Below are 16,448 nucleotides of genomic sequence, written 5' to 3' on the forward strand. Positions count from 1 at the left end.
TCAAGAGCCTTCGGGCGCTATCGGTCAAACTAGGACGCTTATGCCGCAGGATGCAGCCATGTCTACAAATCACACTATGTCGCGCCTTTTCGCTGTCGCACTCATTGCCTTGTTGCTGGGTGCCGGTGGCTTCGGTTACTGGCGATCGACCCAGGACCGCCTGCCCGCTGGCCTGAGCATGGGCAATGGGCGCCTGGAATCCACCGAAGTGCAGATTGCCGCCAAGATCCCCGGGCGCCTGGCCGAAGTGCGTGTGGATGAAGGCGACAAGGTGCTCAAAGGCCAATTGCTCGCACGCATGGACACCCGCACCCTCGAAGCCCAGCGCACCCAAGCCGAAGCCGAAGTGCTGCGCGCCAAGGAAAACTTCGCTGCCGCCGAGGCCAACGTACAGTTGCGCCAAAGCGAACAATTGCTAGCCAACCAGGAACTCAAGCGCACCCAAGAGTTGTACAAGCGCGGCTTTGCCAGCAGCCAGTTGATCGACCAGCAGCAAGCACACCAGAACACCGGCAACGCGGCCGTGATCGCCGCGCAAGCTCAGGTCAACGCGGTGAAAGCGGCCATCGGCGCGGCACAGGCCCAGGTGGCCCAGCTCACCAGCGAAATCGACGACAGCAGCCTGCGCGCGCCCATCGACGGCATCATTCAATTGCGCCTGGCCGAGCCCGGTGAAGTGCTCGGCGCGGGCGGCAGAGTGTTACTGCTGATTGATCCGAATGATCAGTACATGAACCTCTACCTGCCCGCTTCCGTTACCGGCCGCCTGACCGTCGGCAGCGACGCACGCATCCTGCTCGACGCCCTGCCCCAGCAGCCGCTGCCGGCGAAAATCAGCTTTGTCGCAGCCAAATCGCAATTCACCCCTAAAGAGGTGGAGACCCGCGACGAACGCCAGAAGCTGGTGTTCCGCGTCAAGCTGCGCCTGACTCAACCCAGCGCCGTACCACAAGCCAAACCGGGCATGCCCGGCGCCGGTTATGTGCGCACGGCTGATATCGACTGGCCGGCCAACCTGCAATGACCGGCCTGGCGCTGCACGCCACCGGTATCCACCACTGTTACGGCAAGCAACAGGCACTGATCGACATTGCCTTCAGCCTGCCGGCCGGCACCCGCTGTGGGTTGATCGGCCCGGATGGCGCGGGCAAGTCGAGTTTGCTGGGGCTGATTGCCGGGGTTAAGAAACTGCAGGCAGGCCAGCTTGAGGTGCTCGGCGGCTCCATCGAAGATCGCCGCCACCGCAATAGCCTGTACCCACGCATCGCCTTTATGCCCCAAGGCCTGGGCGGCAACCTTTACCCTGAGTTGTCCATTAGCGAGAACATCCGTTTCTTCGCCACGTTGTTCGGCCTGTCGAAAGCCGATTGCGAGCAACGCATGCACAACCTGCTGCTGGCCACCGACCTCGCGCGCTTCGCCGAGCGCCCGGCCGGCAAGCTGTCCGGCGGCATGAAACAAAAGCTCGGCCTGTGTTGTGCGCTGATCCATGACCCTGATTTGTTGATCCTCGACGAGCCCACCACCGGCGTCGACCCGCTGTCGCGCCGACGTTTCTGGGAGCTGGTGGAAACCGTACGCAGCGAGCGCCCACAGCTGACGCTGCTGGTGGCGACGGCCTACATGGAAGAAGCCGAACAGTTTGAACATTGCCTCATGCTCGATCGCGGCAAACTCATCGCCGACGGCTTGAGCCACGAACTGGCAGCCATCACACCCAGCGGCAAACTCGATGAGGCCTTTACCCATTTCCAGGGTGACAGCGCCCACAACAACCAGCCGTTGGTGATTCCACCGCGCGAAAGCAGCAACGCCGATATCGCCATCGAAGCTCACGACCTGACGCTGCGCTTTGGGGATTTCACTGCGGTGAACAAGGTCAGCTTCGCAATTGGCCGCGGTGAAATCTTCGGCTTCCTCGGCTCCAACGGCTGCGGCAAAACCACCACCATGAAAGTCCTCACCGGGCTAGTGCCGGCCACCGAAGGCAGTGCCACGCTGCTCGGCAACCCGGTAAATGCCAAGGACCTGGCCACTCGCAAGCGCGTGGGGTTCATGTCGCAAAGCTTCTCGCTCTACGGCGAACTCAGCGTGCGTCAGAACCTGGTGCTGCATGCGCAACTGTTCGACTTGCCCAAGGCCGACAGCGGCCCGCGTATCGACGAGTTGATCCAGCGCTTCGACCTCGGTGAAGTGGCCGAGCAACCGTCGGGGGAATTGCCCTTGGGCCTGCGCCAGCGCCTGTCATTGGCAGTGGCGGTGCTGCATCGCCCGGAAGTGCTGATTCTCGACGAGCCCACTTCGGGCGTCGACCCGGCGGCGCGGGATGATTTCTGGCGACTGTTGGTTCAATTGTCCCGCGAGCAAGGCGTGACGATCTTCCTGTCCACCCACTTTATGAACGAGGCCCAGCGCTGCGACCGCATCTCCTTGATGCACGCGGGCACAGTGCTGGCCTGCGACACACCCGATGCATTGCAACAGCAATTCCACGGCGACACCTTGGAGGCCGCGTTCGTGACCTGCCTGGAACGGGCCCAAGGCGAAGCCGAACCTACCGCACCGAGTAAAACCGTCAGCGAAAGCAGCGCGCCGCCCGTCAGCAAACGCGGCTTCAGCGTCGCCCGCCTGTTGGCCGTGGCCAGCCGCGAAGGCAAAGAGCTGTTGCGCGACAAAGTGCGCATGGCCTTCGCCCTGCTCGGTGCGATGTTCATGATGGTGATCTTCGGTTACGGCATTTCCCTGGACGTAGAAAACCTTGCCTTCGCCGTCTACGACCAGGACCAGACTCCGCAAAGCCGCGCCTACTTGGAAGCCTTCCGCAGCTCGCGCTACTTCGCAGAACAGGCCCCCATCCGCGATGCCAGCGAACTGCACCGGCGCCTGCAACGTTCGGAAATCAAACTGGCGCTGGAAATCCCACCGGGTTTTGGCCGCGACCTGTACGCCGGCCGCCAACCCACGGTAGCCGCCTGGATCGATGGCGGCATGCCATTTCGCGCCGAAACCAGCCGTAATTACGTAGAAGCGGTGCACCAAGGCAATCTTGCGCAACTGGCCGAACTGAGCAGCCTGCCGCAGAGCAACCCGGCCGCCGCCAAGCTGGAAACACGCTTTCGCTATAACCAGGACGTGGTCAGCGTAAACGCCATCGGCCCCGGCGTGATGGCGCTGATCCTGGCATTCATCCCGGCAATGCTCACGGCCCTGGGCATCGTGCGCGAAAAAGAGCTGGGGTCGATCACCAACTTCTACGCCACGCCGCTGACGCGCCTGGAGTTCCTGCTGGGTAAACAGGCGCCGTATCTGGCCGTGAGCCTGGTCAACCTGGCGCTGCTGGTGGCCATGAACCGCTGGCTGTTCGGCGTGCCGTTCAAGGGCAGCGGCCTGGCGCTGGCATTCGGCGGCCTGTTGTACGTACTGGCCACCACCAGCATGGGCCTGCTGATTTCCGCGTTCACGCGCACCCAGATCGCGGCGATCCTCGGCACCATGATCATCACCAGCCTGCCCACCATCCAGTTCTCCGGGCTGATCGTGCCGCGCTCGTCGCTGGAAGGTGCGGCCGCGCTGATGGGCATGTTGTTCCCCGCCGGGCACTTTCTGGATATCGCCGTGGGCACCTTCACCAAGGCCCTGGACCTGCGCCAGTTGTGGCCGCAATGCCTGGCACTGTTCGGGTTTTTCGTCGGGTTCACCGGGCTGAGCCTGCTCATGCTCAAGAAGCAGGAGGCCTGATGCACAAGCTCGCTCACATCCTGCGCCTGGGCCTCAAGGAACTCACCAGCCTGCGCCACGACAGCGTATTGCTGCTGTTTCTGTTCTACGCCTTTACCGTGGCGATCTACATGCCCGCCGCCGGTTCGGTGATTGGCGTGCACAACGCCAGCGTGGCCTTTATCGATGAAGACCACAGCGCGCTGTCGCGGCAGATGGCCGAGGCCTTGCAACCACCGGAGTTTCAGCCGCCTGCGCCACTGGCCTACGACCAGTTGGACAAGGTCATGGACAGCGGCGAATACACCTTCGTGATCAATATGCCGGCCAACTTCCAGGCAGACCTGTTGGCCGGGCGCCAGCCGGGCGTACAGGTGAACGTCGATGCTACAGCGATGAGCCAGGCATTTATGGGCGCAGGCTATATCGGCCGGATTTTCCAACGTGAGCTGCAAAGCTACGGCGGGCAAACCGACGCGGCGGGCAAGGCGCCTGCGCGGCTGACCACACGGGCGCTGTTCAACACCAACCTGGAAGGCGGCTGGTTTTTGGCCGTGATCCAGATCGTCAACAACATCACTATCCTGGCCATCGTGCTCACCGGCACCGCGCTGCTGCGCGAGCGTGAACACGGCACGCTCGACCATTTGCTGGTGCTGCCGCTGACAGCACTGGAAATCATGCTGGCAAAGATCTGGAGCAACATGCTGGTGGTGGTGCTGTGTACGTGGCTGTCGCTGGAGTTGGTGGTCAAGGGCTTGCTCGGCGTACCGTTGGCGGGTTCCTTGAGCCTGTTTTTGTTCGTGACCGCGCTGTATCTGTTTGCCAGCACTGCCTTGGGGATCTTTCTCGCCACGCTGGCCCGTTCGACGCCGCAGTTTGGTTTGCTGGCGATCCCGGTGATCATCCCGATGCTGTTGCTGTCCGGTGGCAGTACGCCGTTGGACAGCATGCCCGAGTGGCTGCAATGGGTGATGCAGGGCTCGCCGTCGACGCATTTTGTGAGTTTGAGTACGGCGATTCTGTTCCGTGATGCTGGGGTGAGCGTGGTGTGGCCGGACCTGCTGGCGCTGGCCGGGATTGGTGTACTGTTTTTTGCGGTGGCGTTGGCCAGGTTCCGAAAAAGCCTGGCATCCTGATCAGGAAATACCCTGACTCATACCTATCTGAACAGACAGTCGTCGCTTACGCGGGAGTGGGGCAGAATCAGTGCCCGCTCACCGCACAAGGAAGGCCGCGTGTCTCGCCTCACTACCCCCTACATGCCGGCGATCGATGGCTTACGCGCCATGGCCGTGTTGAGCGTCATCCTGTTCCATCTGGACTTCTTCGACGGGTTGCCGGGCGGTTTTACCGGCGTGGACATGTTCTTCGTGATTTCCGGCTATGTGATCAGCCAGTCACTGTGGGAACGCCGCGATCTGACCTTCGGCCGATACCTGGCGGACTTCTACCGTCGCCGCATGCTGCGCATCATGCCTGCTTTGCTCGTGGTGCTTGGCGTCAGTTGCGTGCTGTCGGCGATGCTGATGCCGCCCTTCTGGCTCAGCGACCTGTTCAACAACACAGGCTTGGCGGCATTTTTCGGCCTGAGCAATTTCGTCCTGGCCTGGAACACGGACACCTACTTTTCGCCCAGCGCCGAACTCAACCCCTATCTGCATACATGGTCACTGGGGGTTGAAGAGCAGTTCTACGTCCTGTTTCCTGCACTGTTCTTCATATGGCTGCGTGTTGGCCAGCGCGCGGTAATCGCTCGCGCGTTGCTGCCGTTGGCGGCGCTTGCGTCGCTGCTGGTGGCCGCCTATCAGGTGAGTGCACAACCGCTGTCGGCGTTTTACCTGCTGCCCGGGAGGTTCTGGGAACTGGCAGCCGGCGCGATGTTGTTTCAGTTCATGAGTACGCGTGATCGGTCCCCGCGCTCGGATAGTCTTGCGCCCTGGATGCTGACCGGTGGCCTGGCCCTGGTGATCACGGGCTTTCTGTTCGCCGATCCGCGTCAGTTCCCCTTTCCCTGGGCGCTGATGACCGTTGCAGGCTCGTTGCTAATGATTGCGGGGATCGTGCAACAGGGCGACAGACCGCCGGGCCTATTGCAGCGCCTGCTGCAGACGCCAGTGCTTACCTACATCGGGCGACTTTCGTACTCGCTGTATCTGTGGCACTGGCCTGTGCTTGTATTCTTGCGCTGGACCACCGGGCTGGAGCTGCTGGCGGTGCAACTGCTTTACCCTTGCCTGGTGCTGGCGCTCGCGGCGGCTTCGTACCATTGGGTAGAAACGCCGATCCGTAACGGCAAGTCGATTATTCAGCGCAACGCGTCGCTGACGTTAGCCACTACCATGTTGGTCACCGGCCTGCTCTGGGGTGGCGCGCAGTGGGTGGCGAAAGACCCCGCGGCCCTTTCTATCAGCCAGACCCGTGACACCTACACCTGGTATGCCTACAAACATTATCCCCAGGAAGACATCGAAACCCTTGACGACCCGCACCTGAGCGGCCGTCAGTTGTTCGTCCTCGGTGACTCGCACACAGCGGCCTACCGCACCCTGCTGAATCTGGTTTCACTCAAACTTGGCGTCAAGGTGGTGGAGTACGAAAAGGGCGGTTGTAGCGTTGTCAGCCTTATCGGCCCCGACCCTGCACGCTGCGCCGAGTCACGAGAAACCCAGCTCAAGGCGATTGAAGCCAGTGCCAGGCCCGGGGATGTGGTGTTTTTGGCCTCATTGCGCATGCCGGAACTGGCCGGGCGCGAGTGGCGCAATGGTGAAGCGGCCATGGTCAACGAGGCCATGGGCGAACTGACTGCAGAACACCTTGAAGCGGCGCGAATCGCCGCCGAAACGCTGTTGAGCCGCTTGCAGGCAGCACGCCTGAACATCCTGATCGACGCGCCCAAGCCGCTGTTCAAGACGGCGCCCAACCGCTGCTCGGACGTGTTCAACCAGATGAATCCGGTTTGCGCGCCGGGCCTGACGATGGCGCGTGACCAACTCGAACGGCTGCGCGCGCCGCAAATGCAACTGCTGCAACGGCTGACAGCCAAGTATCCGGCGTTGCATGTCTGGGACCCGTTGCCGCTGCTGTGCCCCAGCACAACCTGTTCGGCTTATGACGAAAACGCCAAGCCACTGTATTTCGACTCCAACCACCTGAGCGGCCACGGCAATCGCGTGCTGGAGCCGGACTTCACCGCAACCCTGCTGAGGATCTGGCGAGCAACACCGCCCGTTACTGAATGATCAGGTTGTTGAACAACAGGTCTTCCACCTGCGGCTTACCTGTTTCGTCGTTCATCACTTGCTGCGTCTGCTTCAGGGCTTCCTGGCGCAGTTTTTCTTTGCCTTCGACCGTGCTCATGGCTTCGTTGGTCTGCTGGGTAAACAGCGCCACCAGTTGATTACGAATCAGCGGGTCGTTGGCTTTGACGGCAGCCGCCGCTTCAGGCCCGGTCACGCGCAGGGCGATGTCGGCCTTGTACACCCGCAGTTTCGCCGTGCCATCCAGGCCGTAGTTGCCCACAAATGGAGGGGTCAAGCTGATATAGCTGACCTTAGGCGCCTCGCCTTCTTTTGCTTCTTCGGCCTGGGCTGCCATCGGCAAGGTCAGGGCGAGCATCAACAGGATCCACGCTTTCACAGTTCATTCCTCGAATTCGGTTGCCGGGTAGCATAACGCTAGCAAGGCTGAGTACAAGCTTATGGCGACTTATCAGGGCCGGGCATGCTCGTTGACCCACGGGCGTACCCTCCTACACTTATCGGCCACGACGCCAAAAGGAATAGTCCGATGAAAGCTGTGCTGTGCAAAGCCTTCGGCCCCGCCGAAACCCTGGTGCTGGAAGAGATCGCCAGCCCCGCGATCAAGAAGAACGAAATCCTGCTGGACGTGCACGCGGCCGGGGTGAATTTCCCGGACACCTTGATCATTGAGGGCAAGTACCAGTTCAAGCCGCCCTTCCCATTCTCACCGGGTGGCGAAGCGGCTGGCGTGGTCAGCGAAGTCGGTGAAAAGGTCAGCCACCTCAAAGTCGGCGACCGGGTCATGGCCCTGACCGGCTGGGGCAGCTTTGCCGAGCAGGTCGCGGTGCCGGGTTACAACGTGCTGCCGATCCCGCCAAGCATGGATTTCAACACCGCCGCTGCGTTCAGCATGACCTACGGCACCTCCATGCATGCGCTCAAACAGCGCGCCAACCTGCAACCCGGCGAAACCCTGTTGGTACTTGGCGCGTCCGGCGGCGTGGGCCTGGCCGCCGTAGAAATCGGCAAAGCCATGGGCGCCCGGGTGATTGCCGCCGCCAGCAGTGCCGACAAACTCGCTGTGGCCAAGGCAGCCGGCGCGGATGAGCTGATCAACTACAGCGAAGCCAGCCTTAAAGACGAGATCAAGCGTCTGACTGACGGCAACGGTGTCGATGTGATCTACGACCCTGTCGGCGGCGACCTGTTTGACCAGGCTGTGCGCGGCATTGCCTGGAATGGCCGCCTGCTGGTGGTAGGTTTTGCCAGCGGGCGCATTCCCGAGTTGCCGGTGAACCTGGCGCTGCTCAAGGGTGCGTCCGTGGTGGGGGTGTTCTGGGGCTCGTTCGCCCAGCGCCAGCCGCAGGACAATGCGGCGAACTTCCAGCAGTTGTTCACCTGGTATGGCGAGGGCAAGCTGAAGCCGTTGGTGTCGCAGGTATACCCGCTGGAACAGGCTGCGCAGGCAATTAATGACTTGGGGCAGCGCAGGGCTGTGGGAAAGGTTGTCGTCCAGACCCGCTGAATGCGGTCCATGTGGGAGCTGGCTTGCCTGCGATAGCGGTGGGTCAGCTCACACAGCTACTACTGATAGACCGCTATCGCAGGCAAGCCCGCTCCCACATTTTTGATCTCCAGCGTCTCAAAGAATCCAATCACGACCCATACTTATCTATTCGCGACATGTTCGTAAGAGAACATGCAATCACTCCAATTTCCTGTGTTTGCAGATAAGAGGCGATGCTATTTTCGGTAACGAAACTGTAACATTCGCATCCGCAGTCAAAACAAGAAATTTGGAGCTCTTGAATGTTTGCTTTCTTTCGTCCTGCCGCACACCAGGCGCCCCTGCCTGAAGAAAAAATAGACAGTACCTATCGACGGCTGCGCTGGCAGATCTTCGCCGGTATTTTCTTTGGTTACGCGGGCTACTACCTGCTGCGCAAAAACTTCTCGCTGGCCATGCCGTACCTGATCGACGAGGGTTACACCCGTGGCGAGCTGGGCCTGGCCATGTCGGCTATCGCGATTGCCTATGGCTTGTCCAAGTTCCTGATGGGGCTGGTGTCCGACCGCTCCAACCCGCGCTACTTCTTGCCCTTCGGCCTGTTGATATCGGCCGGGGTAATGTTCATTTTCGGTTTCGCGCCTTGGGCAACGTCCAGCGTGACCATGATGTTCATTTTGCTGTTCATCAACGGCTGGGCCCAAGGCATGGGTTGGCCGCCAAGTGGACGCACCATGGTGCACTGGTGGTCGCAGAAAGAGCGCGGCGGCGTGGTGTCGGTGTGGAACGTGGCGCATAACGTCGGTGGCGGCCTGATCGGCCCGCTGTTCCTGCTGGGCATGGCCTGGTTCAACGACTGGCACGCGGCGTTCTATGTGCCGGCGACCGTGGCATTGGCCGTGGCGGCATTTGCCTTCATCACCATGCGCGACACCCCGCAATCGGTTGGCCTGCCGCCCATCGAGCAGTACAAGAACGACTACCCGGAAGGCTACAACGCCAGCCACGAAGACGAGTTCAGCGCCAAGGAAATCTTCGTCAAGTACGTGCTGCGCAACAAAATGCTGTGGTACATCGCCTTCGCCAACGTGTTCGTCTACCTGCTGCGTTATGGCGTGCTGGACTGGGCACCGACTTACCTCAAGGAAGCCAAGCACTTCGACGTGGATAAAACCTCGTGGGCGTACTTCTTCTATGAGTGGGCGGGTATTCCAGGCACGCTGCTGTGCGGCTGGATGTCGGACAAGATCTTCCGTGGCAACCGTGGCCTGACCGGCATCGTGTTCATGGCGTTGGTCACCGTGGCGACCCTGGTTTACTGGCTCAACCCGCCAGGCAACCCAATGGTCGACATGATTGCGCTGTTCTCCATCGGCTTCCTGATCTACGGCCCGGTGATGCTGATCGGCCTGCAGGCGCTGGAACTGGCGCCGAAAAAAGCGGCGGGCACCGCTGCTGGTTTCACGGGCTTGTTTGGTTATTTGGGTGGTTCGGTGGCAGCCAGTGCGGCCATGGGCTACACCGTGGACCATTTCGGCTGGGACGGTGGCTTTGTGTTGCTGGTGGGCGCGTGCCTGTTGGCGATTGCCTTCCTGATCCCAACGCTGTGGCACACCAACAGTGTCAGCTCGGCGCGTTAATTCCCGCCGCAGTCTTTGGCACAACGCTTGAGCCGCGCCTCCAGATTCTTATCTGGCATGGCGTGGCTACGCAGGGCGTTCACGGTCTGCTCGACATAATCGCGAGTGGTGCCGTAACGCCCGCAAGCGCTTTCCAACACGTGGTTAAGCACGATATCGGGCAGGTTGCCAGCATAGCTGGGCAAGTGCCGCTCCAGCACAAACCCTAACGCTTGCACCTGACTGCCATCTTCCAAGCGGCAGCTGAGCCAGTGCGGCCGGTACGACGGGTACGGCATCTCGCGCTGCCACAAGGCATACAGAGAAGCCTCAAGCTGGTCCTCCGGTAAGCGGTAGGCAAACCCACTGCAAGAACCGCCACGATCCAGGCCGAACACCAACCCCGGCGACTCCGGCGTGCCTCGATGCTCGTGTGACCATAGGTACAGGCCGCGATGGTAGCCGTGAACCCGAGCGCGCATGCGCTGGGTCGACGAGCATTCGGGACGCCAGATCAGCGAACCATAAGCGAATAGCCAGACCGGCCCGCCCTTATGCCTGGCCATGGTGGCCTGCATCGAACTCATTAATTGCTCGTGAGTCAGTTGCGGCCCCAGATCGAGCCGCGGAGGGTAAGCCAATTGCAACAGATCGGTTTCAATAACGGTCATGGCGGATCGCTTAGGTCTCCTGCGTGTTACCAGTTGTAAGCAACTTTACCGTAATAAAACGCGCCGCTGTAACCGTACGGCGAAAAAGTGCTATAGGCGAGGTTGCCGCCGCTGCTGGCGTAGGCGTTGACCTTCTCCGGGTATTTATCGGTGATGTTGTCGCCGCCCAGGGTGAAGGTCCAGTTCTTGAGCTTGTAGTCTGCCGACAGGTCCAGCACCCAGGCGGCCTTGAAAGTCTGGTCGTTGACCTTATCGGCCTGGTAACTGGTGAATTCACCATAGCGCACCAGGTTGCTGTGCAGCGCCCAATTACCGTAGGTGAAGTCGTTGCCCAGGCTGAGCTTGTGCTGCGGCGTGGTATCGCCTAGCAAACCAATGCGCTCACGACGGTCTACCCGCACCAGGTTGGCGCCCAGGCCGTCCAGAATCGCCGGGTTGGGCTTCACGTCGGTAACGTTGGTGTGGTTGTAGTTGTAGCCCACTGTGCTGTTCCAGCGGATGCCGTTATCGAACTGGTAACGATAGTTGGCCACCAGGTCGACACCGTCGGTGCTGGTGTCGGTGGCGTTGGTGAAGTAACGGGCGCTGGTGTAGTTGATATTGCCGACACCATTGGCTTGCAGATAGGCAATGGTGGCCGGGTTGAGATTGAGGTTGGACGACAGGCTGATGCGGTCGCGGATGTCGATGCGGTACACGTCGAGTGTCACGGTCAGGTCATCGGCAGGCTCCAGCACCAGGCCGAGGCTATAGTTGCGCGACTTCTCGGCTTTGAGGTCTTCGGCGCCCAACAGGCGGGCAACCTGGCTGTTGGCCGGGAAGGTGCCGGCCTCCTGGATGGTGTTGCCGATCAGCTGAGACGAGGTGTAGGCAAAGTTTTGCTGGGCCAGGGATGGCGCACGGAAACCATTGGAAATGCTGCCACGCAAGGCCACTTGCGGGGTGAAGTCATAACGCGCCGACAGCGAGCCGCTGACATTGGAGCCGAAGTCACTGTAGTCCTCATGACGCACGGCGGCCGATGCGCTGAGTTTCTCGGTGAAGTTGGTTTCCAGGTCCAGGTACTGAGCCCAGTTGTGCCGCGAGGTGCTGCCGGCATCGGCATCTCGGAACCCACCCAGGCCCGAACTGCCGGTCTGGTAGTAGGACGCCGGTTCGCCCGCTTCAATTTGATACCCCTGGCGCAGGTATTCGCCGCCAAAGGCCACCGACACCGGGTACGGTAAAAAGCCCACGTCGAACTCACGGGACAGATCCAGGCTGACCTGGCGCTGATCGTTGCTCAAGGTGCCGTTGTTAAATTTGCGCGGCGTGGCCAGGCCGAGTGAGGTGTTGATGGTTTCAGTGCCCAGTTCGTACTGGTTTTTGCCGTAGTTGGCCGACAGGTCGTAATGCCAGTCGTAGGCCAGCAAGCCGCGCAGGCCGACCACCAAGGACGTGTCTTCCAGGTTGCCCTTGATCAGCGGCAGATAGCCATTGGGGTTGAGTGCCGGGATGTTGTTGGACGCGTTGCTCGCCCGATAGAACGCCGCCGTTTCGCCACGCCGCTTGCTGTAGCCGCCGAAGGTGTAGAACTCGGCCGCATCATTGAAGGAATATTCGGAGTTGAACTGGAATTTGCCTTCATTGGTGGCCGGCTCGCCCTGACGGAACACGCGCTGGCCATAGGTGGTGGAACCTACGCTACCTGGGCGGAAATCGTCGCCGGCGCGGTTGGTGTAGTCATTGTCGGCGCCTTCGCCCGAGACGTTGATAAAGCCGTTATCGCCCAAGGCAAACCCGGTGTTGCCGCTGACGTTGCGCTGGATGCCGTCGCCCTTCTTGTACTCGCCAAACTTGGTCGAGACAGAGCCGCCGTGGTCGTCGTGCTTGAGGATCACGTTGATCACCCCGGCAATCGCGTCCGAGCCATAGCGCGCCGACGCGCCATCGCGCAGCACTTCGATGTGGTCGACCGCCGACAGCGGGATCGCATTCAAATCCGCGGGCGCCGAACCGCGCCCCACAGCTCCGCCCAGGTTGACGAAGGCACTGGTGTGGCGGCGTTTACCGTTGACCAGCACCAGCACTTGATCCGGCGACAGGCCACGCAACTGCGCCGGGCGTACCAGTTCGGCACCGTCCACCAGGCTTGGGCGCGGAAAGTTGATGGATGGAATCAGGCGCGCCAATACCGCGCCCAGCTCATCGGAGCCGGTGCTGCGCAATGTGTCACCGGAAATGACATCGATGGGCGACAACGAGGCACTGGCGGTGCGCTCTTGGGCGCGAGTACCGGTGACGATCACGGTGTCGAGTTTTGGTGCATCAGCGCCTGTTGCGTCCGCCCAGACTGGATTGAATCCCACAGCAGTCAGCAAATTGGCCGACAAAATAGCTGTGTACGCATGTTTCTTGTAACTCCCCATACCGCTCCCCTGCCATTCGAACCTGGCAATCAAAAAGTCAGAGCTTCAATGCTCTGAGTTCACACGATCGGTCCGGCTGGCGGGCGGTGGCGGTCAGTTACTGGTTATTAATGATAAGTCGGTAGTCCGTTGCCTTATAGCTTAATGAGATTATCCCTACATCTAAAATATCTTAATTGCATAAGCATAGGCGGCCGTGTTTTCAGCGCTGGTTCAGGTCACGCCCAACATAAGCCGCCACACTGCTGATGTTCAGCGACCCACATTAGCCGCCTCTTCAAACGACTATCGAGGTCGATTCATGAAATACCTTGTTTCCGGTCTGCTGCTTTTGCTGCAAACCACTGCTGCCCTGGCCTCCGAGGCCGCCGTCAAAGACGACAAAGGCTTCTGGTACGCCCAGACCAGCCTCTACACCCGACATTTTTCGCCGGACCCAAAGCACAATAACAATCAGGATTTGATCAACCTGGAGCGCAATGAAGCGTCGGGATTGGTATATGGCGGGGCGACGTTTCGCAATTCGTTCAGCCAGCGCTCGTACTACCTATACGCCGGCAAGCGCTACGATATTGGCGACTCACCGTTTTATATGAAGGTGACGGCAGGCGCTCTACAGGGCTATCGCGGTAAGTACCGCGACAAGATCCCGCTCAACCGTTATGGCGTGGCACCGGCGATCATTCCATCTGTGGGCGTTAACTTTGGCCCGGTGGCCAGCGAGTTGGTGTTGCTGGGCTTCAATGCGGCGATGCTGACTGCAGGCGTGCGTTTCTAAGAACGCCGCATACCCATGTGGGAGCTGGCTTGCCTGCTCCCACATGGGTTCAGCTCAAGGCTTCAAGGGCGTGGCGCATAAGCGAACACATCGGCGCGCATCTGGTGTGCATCCATACCTGCGTCGACCAATGCGTCCAGCGTGCCGTAAATCATCGCCGGCGAACCACTGGCGTAGACATGCACGGCCTTGAGGTCGCTGATGTCTTCACACACGGCCTCATGCAACAGCCCGCAACGCCCTTCCCAACCGCACAGGTCGCTGACCACTTTGTGCAGGAACAGGTTGGGCAGTTGCTGCCATTGCTCCCAGTGTTCGATTTCGTAGAAGTCTTCCGGGCGGCGCACGCCCCAATACAGGTGCACCGGGTGCTTGAAGCCCGAGGCGCGGCAGTGTTCGATAAGGCTGTGCATCTGCGCCATGCCGGTGCCGGCGGCGATCAACACCAATGGCCCGTCCGGCAGTTCGGCCAAGTGCGTATCACCAAACGGCAGTTCAACACGGGCCATCTGGTTACGCTGCAACTGCTCGATCAAATTGCGCGCACTGTCCTCGCGAACCAACACATGCAGTTCCAGCTCGCGCCCGCCATGGGGCGCCGAGGCCAGGGAAAACGCCGATTTATCGCCGTTGTCGCGCTCGATCATCAAGTACTGACCCGCGTGATAACGCACCGACTTGCCGGCCGGAGCGCGCAGGCGCACGCGCCATACATCGCCACCGACGTCCACGCATTCACTTAATTGGCACGACAACTTGCGCAACGGCAACTCTCCCGGCGCCAGCACGCCATCCCACAACACAATGCAATCTTCCAGCGGTTCGGCGATGCAAGTGTAGAACTCACCATGGTCACGCACCTCACCGGCTTGCTGCACCCGGCCTTCCACCAGCAGCGCAGCGCACACATGGCACACGCCGTTGCGACACGCCTGTGGGCATTCGTAGCCCAGGCGGCGCGCGCCTTCGAGGATTCGCTCGCCAGGGACCAGCTCCAGTACGGCGCCGGAAGGTTGCAGGGTTACACGCATCAATCTATTCCCAATTCTTTCCAGATCGCATCAACACGTGCGGTGACGGCTTCATCCTTGACGATCACCCGGCCCCACTCACGGGTGGTCTCACCCGGCCATTTATGGGTGGCATCCAGGCCCATCTTCGAACCCAGGCCCGATACCGGCGAAGCAAAGTCGAGGTAGTCGATCGGCGTGTTGTCGATCATCACCGTGTCGCGCTTGGGGTCCATGCGCGTAGTGATGGCCCAGATCACGTCATTCCAGTCCCGGGCGTTAATGTCGTCGTCGGTGACGATAACGAACTTGGTGTACATGAACTGTCGCAAAAACGACCACACACCGAGCATTACCCGCTTGGCATGGCCTGGGTACGACTTCTTCATGGTCACGATGGCCATGCGGTACGAGCAGCCCTCGGGCGGCAGGTAGAAGTCGGTAATTTCCGGGAACTGCTTTTGCAGGATCGGCACGAACACTTCGTTGAGCGCCACACCGAGAATGGCCGGCTCATCCGGCGGACGGCCGGTGTAGGTGCTGTGGTAGATCGGTTTGACCCGGTGGGTGATGCGCTCGACGGTGAACACCGGGAAGCTGTCGACTTCGTTGTAGTAGCCGGTGTGGTCGCCGTAAGGGCCTTCATCGGCCATTTCGCCCGGATGAATCACGCCTTCGAGGATGATTTCAGCGGTGGCCGGCACTTGCAGGTCGTTGCCACGGCACTTCACCAGCTCGGTACGGTTGCCGCGCAGCAGGCCGGCGAAGGCATATTCGGACAGGCTGTCGGGTACCGGCGTCACGGCGCCAAGAATGGTCGCCGGGTCGGCGCCCAGGGCCACAGACACAGGGAACGGCTTGCCAGGGTGCTTTTCGCACCATTCACGGAAGTCCAGCGCGCCGCCACGGTGGCTCAGCCAGCGCATGATCACCTTATTGCGGCCGATCACTTGCTGACGGTAGATACCCAGGTTCTGGCGATCCTTGTTCGGGCCTTTGGTGACGGTCAGGCCCCAAGTGATCAGCGGGCCGACGTCGCCCGGCCAGCAGGTCTGCACCGGCAGCATGCCCAGGTCAACGTCGTCGCCTTCGATGACCACTTCCTGGCACACCGCGTCCTTGACCACCTTGGGCGCCATGGCAATGATCTTGCGGAAGATCGGCAGCTTCGACCAGGCGTCCTTCAAGCCCTTGGGCGGCTCGGGCTCCTTGAGGAAGGCCAGCAGCTTGCCGATCTCGCGCAGCTCGCTGACCGACTCGGCGCCCATGCCAAACGCAACGCGGTCGGGCGTGCCGAACAGGTTACCGAGCACCGGGATATCAAAGCCGGTCGGGTTTTCGAACAGCAGCGCCGGGCCCTTGTTGCGCAAGGTACGGTCGCAAATCTCAGTCATTTCCAGCACCGGGGAAATCGGCACCTGGATACGTTTCAACTCTCCGCGCTGCTCAAGTTGCTGCACGAAATCCCGAAGATCCTTGAATTTCATTAACCATGC

The 16,448-nt window shown here is 60.7% G+C and carries 12 protein-coding genes; 7 read left to right on the forward strand and 5 right to left on the reverse strand.

Annotated features, from left to right (window positions below; genetic code table 11):
• The first annotated feature begins 58 nt into the window (after positions 1–58).
• The 4 genes from P5706_RS31590 (at position 59) to P5706_RS31605 (ending at position 6,959) form a co-directional block, all read left to right on the forward strand.
• Positions 59–1,024 carry an HlyD family secretion protein gene (locus tag P5706_RS31590; RefSeq protein WP_285684344.1) on the forward strand — a complete coding sequence of 322 codons (966 nt, stop codon included), beginning with the start codon at positions 59–61 and terminating at the stop codon, positions 1,022–1,024.
• A complete protein-coding gene (gene rbbA, locus P5706_RS31595) occupies positions 1,021–3,738 on the forward strand; it encodes a ribosome-associated ATPase/putative transporter RbbA (protein WP_285684346.1) in 2,718 nt (905 codons plus the stop codon). Before P5706_RS31590 ends, rbbA begins: the two co-directional genes overlap by 4 nt.
• Entirely contained in the window at positions 3,738–4,856 is a 1,119-nt protein-coding gene (locus tag P5706_RS31600) for an ABC transporter permease (RefSeq protein WP_285684349.1), read from the forward strand. Before rbbA ends, P5706_RS31600 begins: the two co-directional genes overlap by 1 nt.
• Before the next feature lie 99 nt (positions 4,857–4,955).
• A complete protein-coding gene (locus P5706_RS31605) occupies positions 4,956–6,959 on the forward strand; it encodes an acyltransferase family protein (protein ID WP_285684351.1) in 2,004 nt (667 codons plus the stop codon).
• On the opposite strand, the gene P5706_RS31610 is transcribed toward P5706_RS31605, so the two are convergent.
• Positions 6,949–7,356 (reverse strand): flagellar basal body-associated protein FliL, encoded by a 408-nt coding sequence (locus tag P5706_RS31610; RefSeq protein ID WP_200433076.1) that lies wholly within the window; start codon positions 7,354–7,356, stop codon positions 6,949–6,951. The genes P5706_RS31605 and P5706_RS31610 overlap by 11 nt on opposite strands.
• 150 nt (positions 7,357–7,506) lie before the next feature.
• Between P5706_RS31610 and P5706_RS31615 the strand changes: the two genes are divergently transcribed.
• Entirely contained in the window at positions 7,507–8,484 is a 978-nt protein-coding gene (locus tag P5706_RS31615; protein ID WP_099488362.1) for an NADPH:quinone oxidoreductase family protein, read from the forward strand.
• 284 nt (positions 8,485–8,768) lie between these two features.
• Positions 8,769–10,106, forward strand: coding sequence for a glycerol-3-phosphate transporter (gene glpT / locus P5706_RS31620; RefSeq protein ID WP_053258586.1), 1,338 nt, complete (start codon positions 8,769–8,771; stop codon positions 10,104–10,106).
• On the opposite strand, the gene P5706_RS31625 is transcribed toward glpT, so the two are convergent.
• Positions 10,103–10,756 (reverse strand): gamma-glutamylcyclotransferase, encoded by a 654-nt coding sequence (locus tag P5706_RS31625; protein ID WP_017135258.1) that lies wholly within the window; start codon positions 10,754–10,756, stop codon positions 10,103–10,105. The two genes, glpT and P5706_RS31625, sit on opposite strands and share 4 nt — an antisense overlap.
• 26 nt (positions 10,757–10,782) lie before the next feature.
• On the reverse strand, positions 10,783–13,164 hold the full coding sequence (locus tag P5706_RS31630) for a TonB-dependent receptor plug domain-containing protein (protein WP_200433078.1): 2,382 nt from the start codon (positions 13,162–13,164) through the stop codon (positions 10,783–10,785).
• Positions 13,165–13,465: 301 nt separating this feature from the next.
• On the opposite strand from P5706_RS31630, the gene P5706_RS31635 reads away from it, so the two are divergent.
• Entirely contained in the window at positions 13,466–13,942 is a 477-nt protein-coding gene (locus P5706_RS31635) for a sn-glycerol-3-phosphate transporter (RefSeq protein ID WP_200433079.1), read from the forward strand.
• A gap of 62 nt (positions 13,943–14,004) precedes the next feature.
• Here the strand turns inward: P5706_RS31635 and P5706_RS31640 are convergent, their stop codons facing one another.
• Both P5706_RS31640 and ubiD read right to left on the reverse strand, forming a co-directional pair.
• On the reverse strand, positions 14,005–14,973 hold the full coding sequence (locus P5706_RS31640) for a CDP-6-deoxy-delta-3,4-glucoseen reductase (protein WP_285684359.1): 969 nt from the start codon (positions 14,971–14,973) through the stop codon (positions 14,005–14,007).
• On the reverse strand, positions 14,973–16,439 hold the full coding sequence (ubiD, locus tag P5706_RS31645) for a 4-hydroxy-3-polyprenylbenzoate decarboxylase (protein WP_285684361.1): 1,467 nt from the start codon (positions 16,437–16,439) through the stop codon (positions 14,973–14,975). Before ubiD ends, P5706_RS31640 begins: the two co-directional genes overlap by 1 nt.
• Positions 16,440–16,448 lie beyond the last annotated feature (9 nt).

This window comes from Pseudomonas sp. ChxA (assembly GCF_030263855.1).
Lineage (GTDB): Bacteria > Pseudomonadota > Gammaproteobacteria > Pseudomonadales > Pseudomonadaceae > Aquipseudomonas > Aquipseudomonas fluorescens_CB.